Genomic DNA, 14,116 nt, shown 5'->3' on the forward strand with positions numbered 1-14,116 from the left:
AGACCCATTTCCACCCAACGCGGGGCCTCGACCCAGCCTCCGTTCGGGCCGGGGCGCTTATCTTGCGGCCACTGGGTCTGCACCGGGTGCAGGTACAGGTCCTTGTGCGTCAGCACGTGCAAAAACACCGGTAAATCGTCTAGCGCCACCGTGCCGACCGATGCCGCTAAGGCGTCCCGACTGTGGAACACCGGCAGGCAGTACAACCCCGCCCACACACCTGCATCGGGCCGCCGCTGCAGCCACACCCGACCCGCCGGGTCTTGCGCCCACAGCAGCCACCAGGATTCGGTGCTGCGCTTGAGCTTGCGGGTTTTGACCGGGTACTTCTCCGGTGCGCCTTCGCGCTGGGCCTTGCACACCGGCTGCACCGGGCACAGCAGGCAGGTGGGCTGGCGCGGCGCACACACGGTGGCCCCCAGATCCATCAGGCCCTGGGTGTAACGCGGCATGGTGTCCAACCCGGCCTGGGCCGGTAACAGCGCGGTAGCTTGGTCCCACAGCGCCCGCTCGTTGGCGGCCACGGCCAAATCGGCCCCAAAACCCAGCACCCGGGTCAGCACGCGTTTGACGTTGGCATCCAAAATAGCGGCCCGTTCGCCATAGCAAAACGAGGCAATGGCGGCAGCGGTGGAACGGCCAATGCCGGGCAGGGTTTGCAGCAGCTCGGCCGTGGGCGGAAAGCGCCCGCCGTGCACCTCCATCACCTGCTGCGCGCAACGGTACAGGTTGCGGGCGCGGCTGTAGTAACCCAGGCCACTCCACAGGGCGAGCACATCGTCCAGGCTGGCGGCAGCCAGGCTTTTAACATCGGGAAAGCGGGCCAAAAAGCGCGGAAAGTATTCCAGCACTGAGCTGACCTGGGTTTGCTGCAGCATGATTTCCGACAGCCAGACGCGGTACGGGTCTTGGGTGTTCTGCCAGGGCAGGCTGTTGCGGCCATGGGTCTTTTGCCACTGGATCACCTGGGATGCGAAGGCGGTAGCCACCGCTTGCGGGGCCGCATACGCCGCCTCTAGTACGAAAGTCATCGAGCAGTTATTCCGCCGTAAGGGGCCGGGGTCCGGCAGTGGTCAAAAAATACGAGGTCAGCAGTTGCAAGCGGGTGTCGAACTGGCCCAGCACGGCCTCTTGTTCTTCGATGTCAGCCACCTGCGCGTCCAGGCCGCCGGCCGCGGTTTGCATGCGGTCGATACCCTCGATACGCCGAATGAAGCTTTTGCGCCGCTCCTTGAGTTGGTCTTCCAGCTGGGCGGCGGCCGATTTGCTCCACAGCTCCACATCGTCAAAGGCCGCCTGGTTGACTCCGCGCAGCCGCGAAAGCAGGGCCCGCACCAGACGCTCGGCAAACTCGGGCTGGACCAGCTTCAGGGCGTTGCGCAGGCTCAGGTACTGCACATGGCTAGACTCGATCTCGGTCAGTTCGGCCTGGTAGCGCTGCATGTCGGGGGTGTCCGCCAGCAGCAGCGAAAAACCAAACTCGGCGTTCAGCTGGCCAAACGTGGCAGCCAGCATGCTGTGGATCTCCATACCGTGGGCCTGCGCCTTGGCCAGGTTGTCGCGCAGCCGTGCGAAGGTGTCGGCATACACGCCTTTTACGCCGCGCTTCCAGCCGGGTTGGCGCAAAGCCTCGGCCAGCAGGTTCATTTCGGCTTTCAGGGTGCGGCTGCCGAGCAAGGTGTACACCTCGCCCACCAGTTTGAGCTGGATGGCGCGCACGGCATGTATCTTGACATTGCCCATGTCGAACTCGTGCTTTTCCTGGTCGATGCGCTGGCGCATGTTCTTCACCACGGTCAAATTTTTGCCGCCCAGGCCCTGCAACTCCATTTTTTGCTCGGCCAGGTCGCGGCGGCGCACGTGCAGCACGCGGTTGGTCTCGGTGCGCAGGTCGGTGATGCCACGCGCCACGGCAAAGCGCAAAATTTCTTGCCGCTGGCCCAAAATACCCTGGCCCAGCACCACTTCCAGGTCGGGCAGGCCGCTGGCCTGCAGCAGGGCTGCGTCGCCGGTGATCTTGGCCACCAAGCCTTTCTGCGCCGACACCGGCATGACCTGTTGCGCCGGCATGCCCAATAACACCGCCGAGGCAGCCCGCTGGCGGTCGATTTGCGCCTGCACCTGCTCGGGCGTGCTGAGGGCATCCCACAGGGTATCGACCTTGTTGAGCACCACCAGGCGCGCGTCCATGTCGGCAGCGGCGGGGCTGAGGTGCTCACGCCAGACGGCCAGGTCGGACTTGGTGACGCCGGTGTCGGCCCCCAATATGAACAGCACCGCGTGGGCCTGGGGGATCAGGTTGACCGTCAACTCGGGCTCGGCACCGATGGCGTTCAGCCCCGGGGTATCCAGAATCACCAGGCCCTGCAGCAGCAGCGGGTGCGCCATGTTGACCAACGCATGCCGCCAGCGGGGCACTTCCACCCGGCCTTGGGTGTCCAACGGCGGGTTGTCGTCGGGTTCCTGGTCGTGCCAAAAACCTAGTGCGCGGGCTTCGTCCTGGGTGACGCGGCGGACTTCGGTGACCTTCTCCATGGTCTGGGCCAGTTGGGCCGCGTCGTTCACGTCCAGGTCGATATGGGTCCATTGCTCCGGGGCCTGCCGCCATTCCAGCAGCGACTGGGGTTGCAGGCGCGACTCGATGGGCAGTAAGCGCAGGCTGGGCGGCACCCCCGCGTCATAGCCCAGCTCGGTGGGGCACATGGTGGTGCGACCGGCACTGGCGGGCATGATGCGGCGGCCATATCCGGCAAAGAACAAGGCATTGATCAGCTCCGACTTGCCGCGGGAGAACTCGGCCACGAAGGCAACCATGACCTTGTCGCTGCGCATCTGGTCTTCCAGCCGGCGCAGCCGGGCCTCCACCCCGGCATCCATCAGCGCATGCTCTTTCATCCACGCGGACAGCAGCTTCAAACGCAGTGCCAGCTCACGCCGCCACGCGCCATGCTGGCCTAGTTGTTCGTTGAAAGAGGTCGCCACAGACGGAGTGTGAAGTAGTAAAAAACAAAAAATTAATATAGCACTAGCGCTTTTGGCACACCGGGCAGAAATAGGTAGACCGTTGGCCCTGGCGAATTTGCTGGATCGGCGTGGCACAGACCCGGCACGGCAGGCCCTGGCGGTCGTAGACCATGGCTTCGAGCTGAAAGTAGCCGCTTTCACCGTGGGCATTGGAGAAATCTCGCAAGGTACTGCCGCCCTTCAACACCGCCCGGGCCAGCACGCTGCGTACAGCCGCATGTAGCTTGGCCGCACGCGGCTTGCTGATGCTGTTGGCCCGCATCGTGGGTCGGATCCCGGCCATGAACAGCGCCTCAGACGCATAGATATTACCCACGCCCACCACCACCTCGCCCGCCAACAGCACTTGCTTGATGGCTGTTTTGCGCGCATGAATCCCTGCATAAAAAGACGGTAGAGAAAACCCGTCGTCCAGCGGCTCCATGCCCAAATGTCCCAACAGCTTGACGGCCTCGGGTGCGTCTTGGCTGTCGGCATACACCACTGCCCCAAACCGGCGCGGGTCGTGCAGGCGCAAGATACCCAGATGGGTGACCACATCGCAATGGTCGTGCGCACCCGGCGCAGGCTGGTACGGGGCGAAATGCAGGCTGCCCGACATGCCCAGGTGCAGTAGCAATAGGCCGGCATCCAGGTCCAGCAGCAAGTACTTTCCCCGGCGACGCACCTGCAGCACGGTACGGCCCGCCAGCAGCTCCGGGGCATACCCCAGCGGCCAGCGCAGCGGCTTGCCCATGCGCACGCTGCTGATCCGCGCGCCCTGGATACGGTCGGCAAAACTCAGGCGGGTGACTTCAACCTCGGGTAACTCGGGCATGGCAGGCGGTGGTGAATGTGAAACAACTTGCCTGGCCCGGGTGCAGGGGACCTGAATCCAGGAAAGTAAGGGCAAAAAATCAGCCATGGTCTGGGCGCTTTACCCCCCGAACACAGCATGTGAATAGGCTTGGATTATTATGAGCCGATGAAGCGATATATCAGACTGGCTACCCACGGATTGGCAACTTTGGCTTTGGCCACGGGCAGCCTGCACGCATTTGCGCAGACGACACCCGAGGCCGCGGCACCCAGCGCGTCAGAGGCGGTGCCTGCGCAGTCCGCCATGAATGGCGAGCTGTTCTATATCGTGCTGCTGGGTGAGCTGAACGCGGCCGGTGGCGAGCCCGGCATTGCATACCAGCTGTACCTGGAAGGTGCCCGCAAGGCCGACGACCCCCGCCTGTACCAGCGTGCTGTAGAGATCGCTTTGCAGTCACGCTCCGGCGAGGCCGCGCTGCAAGCCGCCCGTGCCTGGAGCAAGGCCGAACCCGCATCGCGCGATGCCAACCGCTACGTGCTGCAAATTTTGCTAGCACTGAACCGTGTGGCCGACACGGCCGAGCCGCTAAAGACCGAACTGGCGATGGCCCCGGACGCAGACCGTTCAGCGGCCATCAACGCGATTCCGCCTGCCTATGCGCAAATTTCCGATAAAAAACTGGCAGCCACAGTCGTCGAACAGGTGCTGGGCAGCTACTTGGCAGATCCGCTAAATGGCCCGGCAGCCTGGACCACGCTGGGCCGTATGCGGCTGGCGGCGGGTGACACATCCGGCGCGCTGGAAGCAGCCCGCAGCGGCCAGACCTTGTCCGCCGCCGCGCCGGGTCCAGTGCAACTGGCATTGGAAATGATGGGCCCTAAAGTCCCGTTGGCCGAACCCCTGGTGCTGCATTACTTGAGCGGCCAGCCACTGCCCGAACTGCGCATGGGCTATGTCCGCGTGCTGCTGGAAGCCCAGCGCTACGGCGAAGCCATGCAACAACTCAGCCTGTTGACCAGCCAAAACCCCGAGTTCCCGGATGCCTGGTTGGTGCAAGGCAGCCTGCAAGTCCAGGAAAATCAGCTCAACGCGGCCGAGATCTCGCTCAAACGCTTCATCACCCTGGCCGAACCGCTGGCGGCCGGTGAGGGGCGTAGCCGGGGCTTGTCGGCGGCCTATATGGCCTTGTCGCAGGTGGCAGAAAACCGCAAAGACTACCCCGCGGCCGCGGCCTGGTTGCAAAAAATTGACAACGCCGACGAGTTGCTGGCCGTGCAAACCCGCCGTGCCTCGCTACTGGCCAAACAAGGCAAGCTGGCCGAAGGCCGCGCCTTGCTGCAATCCCTGCCCGAACGCACTCCAGCAGAAATCCGCATGAAGCTGACCGCCGAAGTGCAGTTGCTGCGCGATAACAAGCAGTACCAAACCGCCTACGACCTGATGGCCAAAGCAGTCGCCGAACACCCTGAAGATGCCGACTTGCTGTACGACCAGGCCATGCTGGCCGAAAAGCTCGACAAAATGGACGACATGGAGCGCCTGCTGCGCAAGCTGATCGCCCTCAAACCCGACTACCACCACGCCTATAACGCCCTGGGTTATTCGCTGGCCGAGCGCAATGTGCGCCTGCCCGAAGCCCGCGACCTGATCCGCAAAGCGCTGGAATTTGTGCCCAATGACCCGTTTATTGCCGACAGCCTGGGCTGGGTTGAATTCCGCATGGGCAATAACGACGAAGCCCTGCGCGTGCTCGACGGGGCCTTCAAGGCCAAGCCCGATGCCGAAATCGCCGCCCATCTGGGCGAAGTGCTGTGGACCCTGGGCCAGCGCGAGCGCGCCACCAGTATCTGGAAAGAGGGTCTGCAGATCAACAGCGACAACGAAACCCTGCTGGCCACCCTGAAACGCCTGCAAGTCAAGCTGTGACAACCCTGGCGCGCTGGTGGGCGCTCACGGTGTGCGCGGTGCTGCTTGCCGGGTGCGCGCACCTGAACAGCGGCCGGCAGAACGCAGATCCGTCCGCCTTCTGGAGCGGCCGTCTGGCCTTGCAGGTCGATGGATCGGCATCGCAGTCTTTTTCAGCCAGTTTTGAGCTCAAAGGCTCGGCAGAAGTGGGCGAACTCACTCTCTTCAACCCGCTTGGCGGCACTCTGGCACGCATGGTGTGGCAACCTGGATCGGCGACCCTGCACGCCAACGGCGAAGTACGGCCCTTTGCATCGCTGGATGCCTTGGTGGCACAAGCGACCGGAGCCCCGCTGCCGTTGGCGGCGCTGTTCGACTGGTTGCATGGCAGCAACACCCCCGTGCCAGGCTGGCAAGCCGATTTGGCCCGACTGGACGATGGCCGCTTGACAGCCGTGCGCAACCAGCCAGAGCCTTCCGCCACCCTGCGCATCGTCCTCGACAGATAACCATGCAAGCCTTGTACGACGTGGCCGCCCCGGCCAAGCTGAATCTTTTTTTGCACATTACCAGCCGCCGCGCCGACGGCTACCACCTCTTGCAATCGGTCTTCATGCTGATCGACTGGTGCGACACTTTGCACTTTGAACTGCGCGCAGACGGCCAACTCAGCCGCGAAGACCTCAGTACCCCGCTACCGCCCGACGATTTGGTACTGCGCGCAGCCCGAGCGCTGCAAACTGCTACAGGTACTCCTCTAGGCGCGCACATCGGTGTATTCAAAAATATTCCGGCACAGGCGGGCATGGGCGGTGGTTCGTCCGATGCGGCATCCACTCTGCTGGCGCTAAACCGCCTGTGGAAACTCAATATGCCATTGGCGCAACTGCAAACTATCGGCCTGCAGCTTGGGGCCGATGTGCCTTTTTTCCTGGGCGGCAGCAACGCCTGGATCGAAGGTATTGGCGAAAAAATCACCCCGATTTCGCTGCCACCGGCCCGCTTTGCGGTGGTAAAACCGCCCGAGGGGCTGGACACCAAGCTGATTTTTGCATCAAAGGATTTAAAACGCGATTCAGATAGTGCTATAATCGCAGGCTTTGCTGCACAGCCTTATTACTTCGGTACTAATGACCTACAGCCAGTTGCGCAAAACCTCTGCCCTGCTGTTAACCAAGCCCTTGAGTGGCTTGGAGGCAAAGGTTTAAATGCTAGAATGACTGGCTCAGGTAGCGCGGTGTTTGCGCAAATGCTGAGCGATGTAGACCTGTCAGATGTACCTAGTAACCATAGGACGTGGCAGGTTCGCAAATGCAGCAATATGGACGTCCACCCTCTCAAAGGTTGGGCCTCCAGCGATGGTTAATCGGTTTGCAGCTTCATGCTGCGGACCCGTGTAGGGGAGTCGCCAAGTTGGTTAAGGCACTGGATTTTGATTCCAGCATGCGAAGGTTCGAGTCCTTCTTCCCCTGCCAAATATTCTGAATACGCTGATATTCAGAATATTGACACACAGTTATTTCATCGCCAGTTACACCATCGCCGGAATGCTCATGCAGCCCCACCACACTGATTTCATGATTTTCACAGGCAATGCCAATCCAGGCATGGCCGCTGACATTGCAAAGCACCTTGGCATCTCGTTGGGCGCAGCCCGCGTGGGCCGCTTCTCCGATGGCGAAGTGACGGTCGAAATCAACCAAAACGTGCGTGCCCGCGACGTGTTTGTAGTGCAAAGCACCTGCGCGCCCACCAACGAAAACTTGATGGAACTGCTGATCATGGTGGACGCACTTAAGCGTGCCTCTGCCGAACGTATCAGCGCCGTGATTCCTTACTTTGGCTACGCCCGGCAAGACCGCCGCCCCCGCTCTGCCCGTGTGCCCATCACCGCCAAGGTGGTGGCCAACATGCTGCAAGCCGTGGGGGTTGACCGCGTTTTGACCATGGACCTGCATGCCGACCAGATCCAGGGGTTCTTTGACATCCCGGTGGACAACATTTACGCCTCGCCCGTCTTGCTGGGTGACTTGCGCCAAAAAAACTACGAAGACCTGATCGTTGTGTCGCCCGATGTGGGTGGCGTGGTGCGTGCCCGTGCGCTGGCCAAGCAACTGGGTTGCGATATGGCCATCATCGACAAGCGCCGCCCCAAGGCCAATGTCAGCGAAGTGATGCATGTGATCGGTGAAATCGATGGCCGCAACTGCGTGGTCATGGACGACATGATCGACACCGCAGGCACGCTGGTCAAAGCCGCCGAAGTGTTGAAAGAGCGTGGCGCGAAAAAAGTCTACGCCTACTGCACCCATCCCATCTTCTCCGGCCCGGCCATTGAACGCATTGCGAACGGTTCGGCACTGGACGAAGTGGTGGTGACCAACACCATTCCTCTCAGCGCTGCTGCGATGGCATGCCCCAAAATTCGCCAACTCACCGTGGCCCCCCTGATCGCCGAAACGATCCAGCGGATCGCCAATGGTGAGTCGGTCATGAGTTTGTTCTCGGACCAAGAAAATCTTTTCTAGGCCAGAGAACAAAAAAGCAGGTCCGTACGCATGCTGCAAATGCTGTCGTATGGGCCTTTTTAAATCGGAGTTGCACTGGTCGCGGTGCACTCTTACCGGAGTTAATTATGAAATTCGTCGCTTTTGAGCGCGCAAAGCAGGGCACGGGTGCGAGCCGCCGTCTCCGCATTACTGGCCGTACCCCCGGCATCGTTTACGGTGGCGAAACACCTGCTACCCAGATCGAAATTGACCACAACGCTCTGTGGCACGCTCTGAAAAAAGAAACCTTCCACTCCACCATTCTGGACATGGAACTGGCTGGCAAGGAAAGCAAAGTGCTGTTGCGCAATGTGCAAATGCACCCCTTCCGCCAACTGATTTTGCACGCTGACTTCCAGCGCGTGGAAACCAACACCAAGCTGACCATGAAGGTGCCTCTGCACTTCAGCGGCCAAGAAGTATCGCCCGCAGTCAAGACGGAAAACTGCATGGTCACTCCCGTGGCGACAGAACTGCTGATTTCCTGCCTGCCCGCAGACCTGCCAGAGTTCATCGCGGTGGACCTGAGCGGCCTGACCAAGGGTTCGTCCTTGCATGCCAAGGATCTGGCTCTGCCTAAGGGCGTGTCGGTTGTCACCAAGGGTAAAGAAAACCCCGCACTGGTGTCCGTGATTGCCCTGGCCGAAGAAGTGGCCGTGGATCCAGCCGCTGCTGCTGCACCCGCCAAGGGCAAAGCCGGTGCCAAGGCTCCTGCTGCTGCCAAGCCTGCTGCAAAGAAGTAATTCTTTTCTGCCAGTAAAAGGCCCACTTCGGTGGGCCTTTTTTGTTTTTGGATAATCCCGTCATGATCAAACTGTTTGTTGGCTTGGGCAATCCGGGTCCTGATTACGAAGCCACCCGCCACAATGCCGGGTTCTGGTGGATTGATGCCTTGGCGCGCGAGCTCAAAACCAACCTGCAGCCCGACAAAAGCTACTACGGTCTGGTGGCGCGCGTGGTGGTGGACGGCGAGCCGCGCTGGCTGCTCAAACCGCAAACCTTCATGAACCTGTCGGGCAAATCGGTGGGCGCGCTGACGCGGTTCTTCAAAATCCAGCCCAGCGAGATTCTGGTGGTGCACGACGAATTGGATATCGTCCCCGGCCAGGCCAAGCTCAAGCTAGGCGGCAGCCACGCCGGGCACAACGGTCTGCGCGACATCCATGCGCAACTGGGCAGCCCCGACTACTGGCGGCTGCGCATCGGCATCGGCCATCCGGGTGCGCGCGACGAAGTGCTGAACTGGGTGCTGAAAAAGCCGTCTGCCGACCACCGCACCGCCATCGAAGACAGCATGACCCGCGCGATTCTGGCCGTACCCGCACTGATGTCGGGCGATATGGACAAGGCCACCATGGCCATCCACACCACCAAACCGCCCCGGCCCAAGCCGGTGCGGCCTGCCGAACCGCTTTAAACCGCCGGTTTGGCGATCTCGGCTTGCAGACGCCGGTACTTGGCCCACAGGCTTTCGTTGTCTTCCACATGCTCCGGGTTCACCGGAATGCACGACACCGGGCAGACCTGCACGCACTGCGGCTCGTCAAAATGGCCTACGCACTCGGTGCATTTGTGCGGGTCGATCTCGTAGATCTGCACGCCCAGGTAAATCGCGTCGTTCGGGCACTCGGGCTCGCACACATCGCAGTTGATGCACTCGTCGGTGATGATCAATGCCATGGCGCGCTCCGGGAAGTCATGGGCGAATAGTAGGTCACACGGTGGCCAGGGCGCTGCGCATCGCGTCGATCACCGCCTTGTAATCAGGGTTGCCGAAAATCGCGCTGCCCGCCACAAAGGTGTCCGCCCCGGCCGATGCCACGCGGGCGATGTTGTCGGTCTTGATGCCGCCGTCCACTTCCAGGCGGATATCTTTGCCCGAAGCCTCGATGCGCTTGCGTGCCTGCTCCACCTTGCGCAGGGCCGAGTCGATAAAGCTCTGGCCGCCAAAACCGGGGTTGACGCTCATGATCAGGATCAGGTCGATGTCGTCAATCACCCAGTCCAGCACGTCCAGCGGCGTGGCGGGGTTGAACACCAGCCCGGCCTGGCAACCCTTGGCCTTGATGGCCTGGACGCTGCGGTGCACATGGCCCGTGCCTTCTGGGTGGAAGCTGATCAGCGACGCGCCGGCATCGGCAAACGAGGCCGCCAGGGCATCCACCGGCTGCACCATCAGGTGCACGTCGATGGGCACGGGCGTGCCGTCCGGCTTTTTGGCGTGCGGCTTCAAAGCGCTGCAAATCATGGGTCCGAACGTCAGGTTCGGCACGTAGTGGTTGTCCATCACATCAAAGTGGATCCAGTCGGCACCGGCGGCAATGACGTTTTTCACTTCTTCGCCCAGGCGGGCAAAGTCGGCGGACAGGATCGAGGGAGCAATACGGTAATTTTTCATGGCCCGTATTTTCGCAGACCGTGTATGCAAGCGCTGTACGATCCTGCCCATGCCCAAATACCAGTTCACCGTCGAAGTCTTGCCGCAATACCTGCCAGAGCAGTCCGACCCCACGCAGGCCGTGTTCAGCTTTGCCTACACCGTCACCATCCAAAACGTCGGCGACACCACCGCTCAGCTGATTGCCCGCCACTGGACCATCAGCGATGCCAATGGCCACGTCGAAGAAGTCAAAGGCCTGGGCGTGGTGGGCCACCAGCCCTTGCTGAAACCGGGCGACTCGTTCCAGTACAGCAGCGGCTGCCGCCTGCGTACCGGCACCGGTGCCATGCGCGGCAGCTATTTTTGCGTGGCCGAAGACGGCGAGCGCTTTGAAGCCGCCGTCCCCACCTTTGTATTGGATGCCACCGGCAACCACCTGCCTCCTGCCAGCCACACGCTGCATTGACATGGGCGAGTTCGACCTGATCCGGCGCTACTTCACCCGCCCCACGCCGCGCGCCGTGCTGGGCGTGGGCGATGACTGCGCCCTACTGCAGCCCCGGCCCGGCATGCAACTGGCCATCTCCAGCGACATGCTGGTCGAAGGCCGCCATTTCTTGAGCACCGTTTCCCCCGCCGCGCTGGGCCACAAGGCGCTGGCGGTCAACCTGAGCGACCTGGCCGCCTGTGGCGCGCAGCCGCTGGCCTTCACCCTGGCGCTAGCCCTGCCGCGCGCCGATGCCACCTGGCTGGAGCCGTTTGCGCACGGCCTGCTGGCCCTGGCCGATGCCCACGGCTGCGAACTGGTGGGCGGCGACACCACCCAAGGCCCGCTGAATATCTGCATCACCGTCTTTGGCGAAGTGCCGCCCGGCCAGGCGCTGCTGCGCTCGGGTGCGCAGGTGGGTGACGACCTGTATGTAAGCGGCACGCTGGGCGATGCACGGCTGGCACTGGAGGTGTTTCGCGGCACGGTGTCGCTGCCCGAAGCGGCTTTTGCCCAGGCCCGCACCCGGCTGGAGCGGCCCACGCCCCGCGTCAACCTGGGTCTGGCACTGCGCGGCGTGGCCACCGCCGCGGCCGACATCAGCGACGGGCTGCTGGGCGACCTGGGGCACATCTTGCAGGCATCCGGGGTGGGCGCGGTGGTGGACACCTCTATTGCTATTACCTTGATAGCTGCTTGCGCAGGTAGCACCTGCGTCAACGGCCAATTTTATACTGAGAAATACCTGGACTACGTACTGGCCGGTGGCGACGACTACGAGTTGGTCTTCACCGCCCCGCCCTCGGCCCGCGGAGCCGTGGCGGCGGCCGCAGCCCAGGCCGAAACCCCGGTGGCGCGCATCGGCCAGATCGAAACCCGCTCGGGGCACCCGCCCATCCGCCTGGTGGATGCCCAAGGTGACCCAGTCTTGCGCACGTTTGCCGGCTTCGACCACTTTGCCTGAGTGAAATATGCAAGCCCCAAAGCTTGCGTAAACTCCGTGCTATGAATGAAGCCGATGCCATCCGCCAAATCCTGACCCACGCCCGCACCATCGCGGTCGTGGGCCTGTCCCCCGACCCCACCCGCCCCAGCTTCGAAGTAGCGCGCACCCTGCAGGCACGGGGTTACCGCATCATCCCGATCAACCCGAACGCCACCGAGATTCTGGGCGAAACGGCCTACCCCAGTCTGACCGAAGCAGCGCAGCACCACGTGATTGAGGTGGTCAACTGCTTCCGCCGCAGCAAAGACATCCCGCCCATCGTCGATGAAGCCATCGCCATCAAGGCCAAGGCGGTGTGGATGCAATTGGGTATCTCACACGCTGCAGCGGCCCAGAAGGCCCAGGCGGCCGGGCTGCGGGTGGTGCAAAACAAATGCATCAAGACCGAGCACGCCGTGCTGTCGGCGCGAGGGGTGATCTAGCCCCCTCATCCACGGATACGGCCCGTTGAGGGCTGCATCCGCAAACCCGTCGCTACCGTCGGATAGCGCAACCGCAGCCGCAACTCTTGCTTCATGCGGGTGTTGTCCATCCGCCGCGACTCGGACATGAAGCTCAGCAGCATTAACGACAACTGACCTTGCGTCGCAGTGCGGGGGACGCGGGGCGGGCGCGGCAAACCGTACAGATCCGCAGCAAAGTCGAAGTAATCGCCCATGCGCATGGCGCTGTCATCGTTGACGTTATAGATGCGCTGGGGCTGGCCGCGCCACAGGGCACGGATACAGGCGCGGGCCAGGTCGTCAGCATGGATGTGGTTGGTAAATACGTCGTCGGCTGGCTCCAGCACGGGCGTACCCTTGCGCAACCGGGCTTCAGGGGTACCACCTTCGCGATCAGGTGCGTAGATGCCAGGAATGCGCAAGATGCTAGTGCGCACCCGGCTGGCACGGCGGCCCAGCAGACGCACCGCCGCTTCGGCATCCACCCGGCGTTGGGCCCGGGCCGTAGTGGCAGCCAGGGCCCGGGTTTCATCCACCTGTGCCCCTTGGCAATCACCGTACACGCCGCTGGTCGATCCGTAAACCAAAGCTTGAGGGGTGCCACGCAATTGCAGTGCGCGCAGCAGGTTGCGGGTACGCGGGTCGCCACGACCTTCGCCGGGCGGCGGGGCCAAATGCAGCACCCGGGTGGCCAAGCCAGACAGGCGCAGCAGGGAGCGCGGGTCGTCCAGGTTGCCGTGCAGAGGCGTAATGCCTTGGGCCCGCAGAGCCGGGCGGCGTTCGGGGCTGGAGGTCAGAGCCAGCACGCGCACCGCGCGTGGCAACTGGCGCACTACGCGCTGGCCAACATCGCCGCAGCCAATGATGAGCAGGCGCTCACGGCGAAAGCGCGCAGGCAATGGTCCAAGAGGGGATTGGTTTGAAGGCAAAATCAGGCACGCTAGAGACAGAACCCACTGAGCATACAGAACCCCATGACCCATCCCGTCGCCACCCCGCAAGCCTTCAGCATCACCGTGCAGCCCAGCGGCCGCGTTTTTGCCGCCACCGCCGACGAATCCATCCTGGCCGCCGGCATTCGCCAGGGCATTGGCCTGCCCTACGGCTGCAAAGACGGTGCCTGCGGCTCCTGCAAATGCAAAAAACTCGAAGGCATGGTGTTCCATGGCCCGCACCAGAGCAAAGCCCTGAGCGAAGAGGAGGAGGCTGCTGGCCTGGTGCTCACCTGCTGCGCGATGCCATTGACCGACGTAGTGCTGGAGTCGCGCCAGGTCACCGATGAAAGCGCCTTCCCCATCAAAAAAATGCCGTCGCGCGTGACCACGCTGGAGAAGGTTTCCGATGACGTGATGGTTATCAAGCTGCAGCTGCCCGCCAACGACACCCTGCGCTACCACCCTGGCCAATATATCGAATTCATCCTGCGCGACGGTGCCCGCCGCAGCTACAGCATGGCGAATGCGCCGCACACCGGCCCCGCGGTTGAGCTGCACATCCGCCACATGCCCGGCGGCAAGTTCACC

16 protein-coding genes and 1 tRNA gene are annotated in these 14,116 nt (G+C 62.4%); 11 read left to right on the plus strand and 6 right to left on the minus strand.

Going from position 1 to position 14,116, the window contains the following annotated elements; genetic code table 11:
• The 3 genes from mutY to mutM form a co-directional block, all read right to left on the minus strand.
• Positions 1-1,031, minus strand: a 1,031-nt coding sequence (mutY, locus tag ABI213_RS02415; RefSeq protein WP_348025955.1) for an A/G-specific adenine glycosylase, incomplete at its 3' end; no start/stop codon positions are given.
• Positions 1,032-1,038: 7 nt separating this feature from the next.
• Positions 1,039-2,982, minus strand: coding sequence for a dynamin family protein (locus ABI213_RS02420; protein WP_348006757.1), 1,944 nt, complete (start codon positions 2,980-2,982; stop codon positions 1,039-1,041).
• 43 nt (positions 2,983-3,025) lie between these two features.
• Positions 3,026-3,841, minus strand: a complete 816-nt coding sequence (gene mutM / locus ABI213_RS02425; protein ID WP_348025957.1) for a bifunctional DNA-formamidopyrimidine glycosylase/DNA-(apurinic or apyrimidinic site) lyase — start codon at positions 3,839-3,841, stop codon at positions 3,026-3,028.
• A 189-nt stretch (positions 3,842-4,030) separates the two neighbouring features.
• Here mutM and ABI213_RS02430 point away from each other — a divergent pair, with 189 nt between their 5' ends.
• From ABI213_RS02430 to pth, 7 genes are all read left to right on the plus strand, one after another.
• On the plus strand, positions 4,031-5,749 hold the full coding sequence (locus ABI213_RS02430) for a tetratricopeptide repeat protein (protein ID WP_348006880.1): 1,719 nt from the start codon (positions 4,031-4,033) through the stop codon (positions 5,747-5,749).
• Positions 5,746-6,237, plus strand: coding sequence for a lipoprotein insertase outer membrane protein LolB (locus tag ABI213_RS02435; protein WP_348006881.1), 492 nt, complete (start codon positions 5,746-5,748; stop codon positions 6,235-6,237). The genes ABI213_RS02430 and ABI213_RS02435 overlap by 4 nt, the downstream gene beginning before the upstream one ends.
• Positions 6,238-6,239: 2 nt before the next feature.
• Complete coding sequence (ispE, locus tag ABI213_RS02440) at positions 6,240-7,094, plus strand: 4-(cytidine 5'-diphospho)-2-C-methyl-D-erythritol kinase (RefSeq protein ID WP_348006882.1); 855 nt, start codon at positions 6,240-6,242, stop codon at positions 7,092-7,094.
• Positions 7,095-7,126: 32 nt separating this feature from the next.
• Positions 7,127-7,203: transfer RNA gene (locus ABI213_RS02445), tRNA-Gln, on the plus strand.
• A 78-nt stretch (positions 7,204-7,281) separates the two neighbouring features.
• Positions 7,282-8,256: a ribose-phosphate pyrophosphokinase gene (locus ABI213_RS02450; RefSeq protein ID WP_348006883.1), complete on the plus strand. Its 975-nt coding sequence runs from the start codon at positions 7,282-7,284 to the stop codon at positions 8,254-8,256.
• A 107-nt stretch (positions 8,257-8,363) separates the two neighbouring features.
• On the plus strand, positions 8,364-9,020 hold the full coding sequence (locus ABI213_RS02455; RefSeq protein ID WP_348006884.1) for a 50S ribosomal protein L25/general stress protein Ctc: 657 nt from the start codon (positions 8,364-8,366) through the stop codon (positions 9,018-9,020).
• Positions 9,021-9,082: 62 nt separating this feature from the next.
• Positions 9,083-9,694, plus strand: a complete 612-nt coding sequence (gene pth, locus ABI213_RS02460; RefSeq protein ID WP_348006885.1) for an aminoacyl-tRNA hydrolase — start codon at positions 9,083-9,085, stop codon at positions 9,692-9,694.
• Here pth and ABI213_RS02465 read toward each other — a convergent pair.
• Complete coding sequence (locus ABI213_RS02465) at positions 9,691-9,957, minus strand: YfhL family 4Fe-4S dicluster ferredoxin (RefSeq protein ID WP_348025959.1); 267 nt, start codon at positions 9,955-9,957, stop codon at positions 9,691-9,693. The two genes, pth and ABI213_RS02465, sit on opposite strands and share 4 nt — an antisense overlap.
• Positions 9,958-9,991: 34 nt before the next feature.
• Positions 9,992-10,675, minus strand: a complete 684-nt coding sequence (gene rpe / locus ABI213_RS02470) for a ribulose-phosphate 3-epimerase (protein WP_348008759.1) — start codon at positions 10,673-10,675, stop codon at positions 9,992-9,994.
• A 49-nt stretch (positions 10,676-10,724) separates the two neighbouring features.
• Here rpe and apaG point away from each other — a divergent pair, with 49 nt between their 5' ends.
• From apaG to ABI213_RS02485, 3 genes are read left to right on the plus strand one after another with little or no spacing between them, the layout of a single operon-like run.
• Positions 10,725-11,123: a Co2+/Mg2+ efflux protein ApaG gene (apaG, locus tag ABI213_RS02475; protein WP_348008760.1), complete on the plus strand. Its 399-nt coding sequence runs from the start codon at positions 10,725-10,727 to the stop codon at positions 11,121-11,123.
• A 1-nt stretch (position 11,124) separates the two neighbouring features.
• Positions 11,125-12,108 (plus strand): thiamine-phosphate kinase, encoded by a 984-nt coding sequence (thiL, locus tag ABI213_RS02480; protein WP_348008761.1) that lies wholly within the window; start codon positions 11,125-11,127, stop codon positions 12,106-12,108.
• A 41-nt stretch (positions 12,109-12,149) separates the two neighbouring features.
• A complete protein-coding gene (locus tag ABI213_RS02485) occupies positions 12,150-12,572 on the plus strand; it encodes a CoA-binding protein (RefSeq protein WP_348008762.1) in 423 nt (140 codons plus the stop codon).
• A 5-nt stretch (positions 12,573-12,577) separates the two neighbouring features.
• Here the strand turns inward: ABI213_RS02485 and ABI213_RS02490 are convergent, their stop codons facing one another.
• Complete coding sequence (locus ABI213_RS02490; protein WP_348008763.1) at positions 12,578-13,522, minus strand: SDR family oxidoreductase; 945 nt, start codon at positions 13,520-13,522, stop codon at positions 12,578-12,580.
• A gap of 45 nt (positions 13,523-13,567) precedes the next feature.
• On the opposite strand from ABI213_RS02490, the gene ABI213_RS02495 reads away from it, so the two are divergent.
• A partial coding sequence (locus ABI213_RS02495) for a 2Fe-2S iron-sulfur cluster-binding protein (protein ID WP_348025961.1) occupies positions 13,568-14,116 on the plus strand: 549 nt, incomplete at its 3' end.

The organism is Rhodoferax sp., from assembly GCF_039922535.1.
In the GTDB taxonomy this organism is placed as follows: Bacteria; Pseudomonadota; Gammaproteobacteria; order Burkholderiales; family Burkholderiaceae_C; genus Rhodoferax_B.

Coding starts and splice junctions, on each gene's coding strand:
- mutM (WP_348025957.1), bottom strand. CDS start 3,841: ATGCCCGAGTTACCCGAGGTTGAAGTCACCCGCCTGAGTTTTGCCGAC.
- pth (WP_348006885.1), top strand. CDS start 9,083: ATGATCAAACTGTTTGTTGGCTTGGGCAATCCGGGTCCTGATTACGAA.
- thiL (WP_348008761.1), top strand. CDS start 11,125: ATGGGCGAGTTCGACCTGATCCGGCGCTACTTCACCCGCCCCACGCCG.
- ABI213_RS02465 (WP_348025959.1), bottom strand. CDS start 9,957: ATGGCATTGATCATCACCGACGAGTGCATCAACTGCGATGTGTGCGAG.
- apaG (WP_348008760.1), top strand. CDS start 10,725: ATGCCCAAATACCAGTTCACCGTCGAAGTCTTGCCGCAATACCTGCCA.
- rpe (WP_348008759.1), bottom strand. CDS start 10,675: ATGAAAAATTACCGTATTGCTCCCTCGATCCTGTCCGCCGACTTTGCC.
- ispE (WP_348006882.1), top strand. CDS start 6,240: ATGCAAGCCTTGTACGACGTGGCCGCCCCGGCCAAGCTGAATCTTTTT.
- ABI213_RS02455 (WP_348006884.1), top strand. CDS start 8,364: ATGAAATTCGTCGCTTTTGAGCGCGCAAAGCAGGGCACGGGTGCGAGC.
- ABI213_RS02485 (WP_348008762.1), top strand. CDS start 12,150: ATGAATGAAGCCGATGCCATCCGCCAAATCCTGACCCACGCCCGCACC.
- ABI213_RS02450 (WP_348006883.1), top strand. CDS start 7,282: ATGCAGCCCCACCACACTGATTTCATGATTTTCACAGGCAATGCCAAT.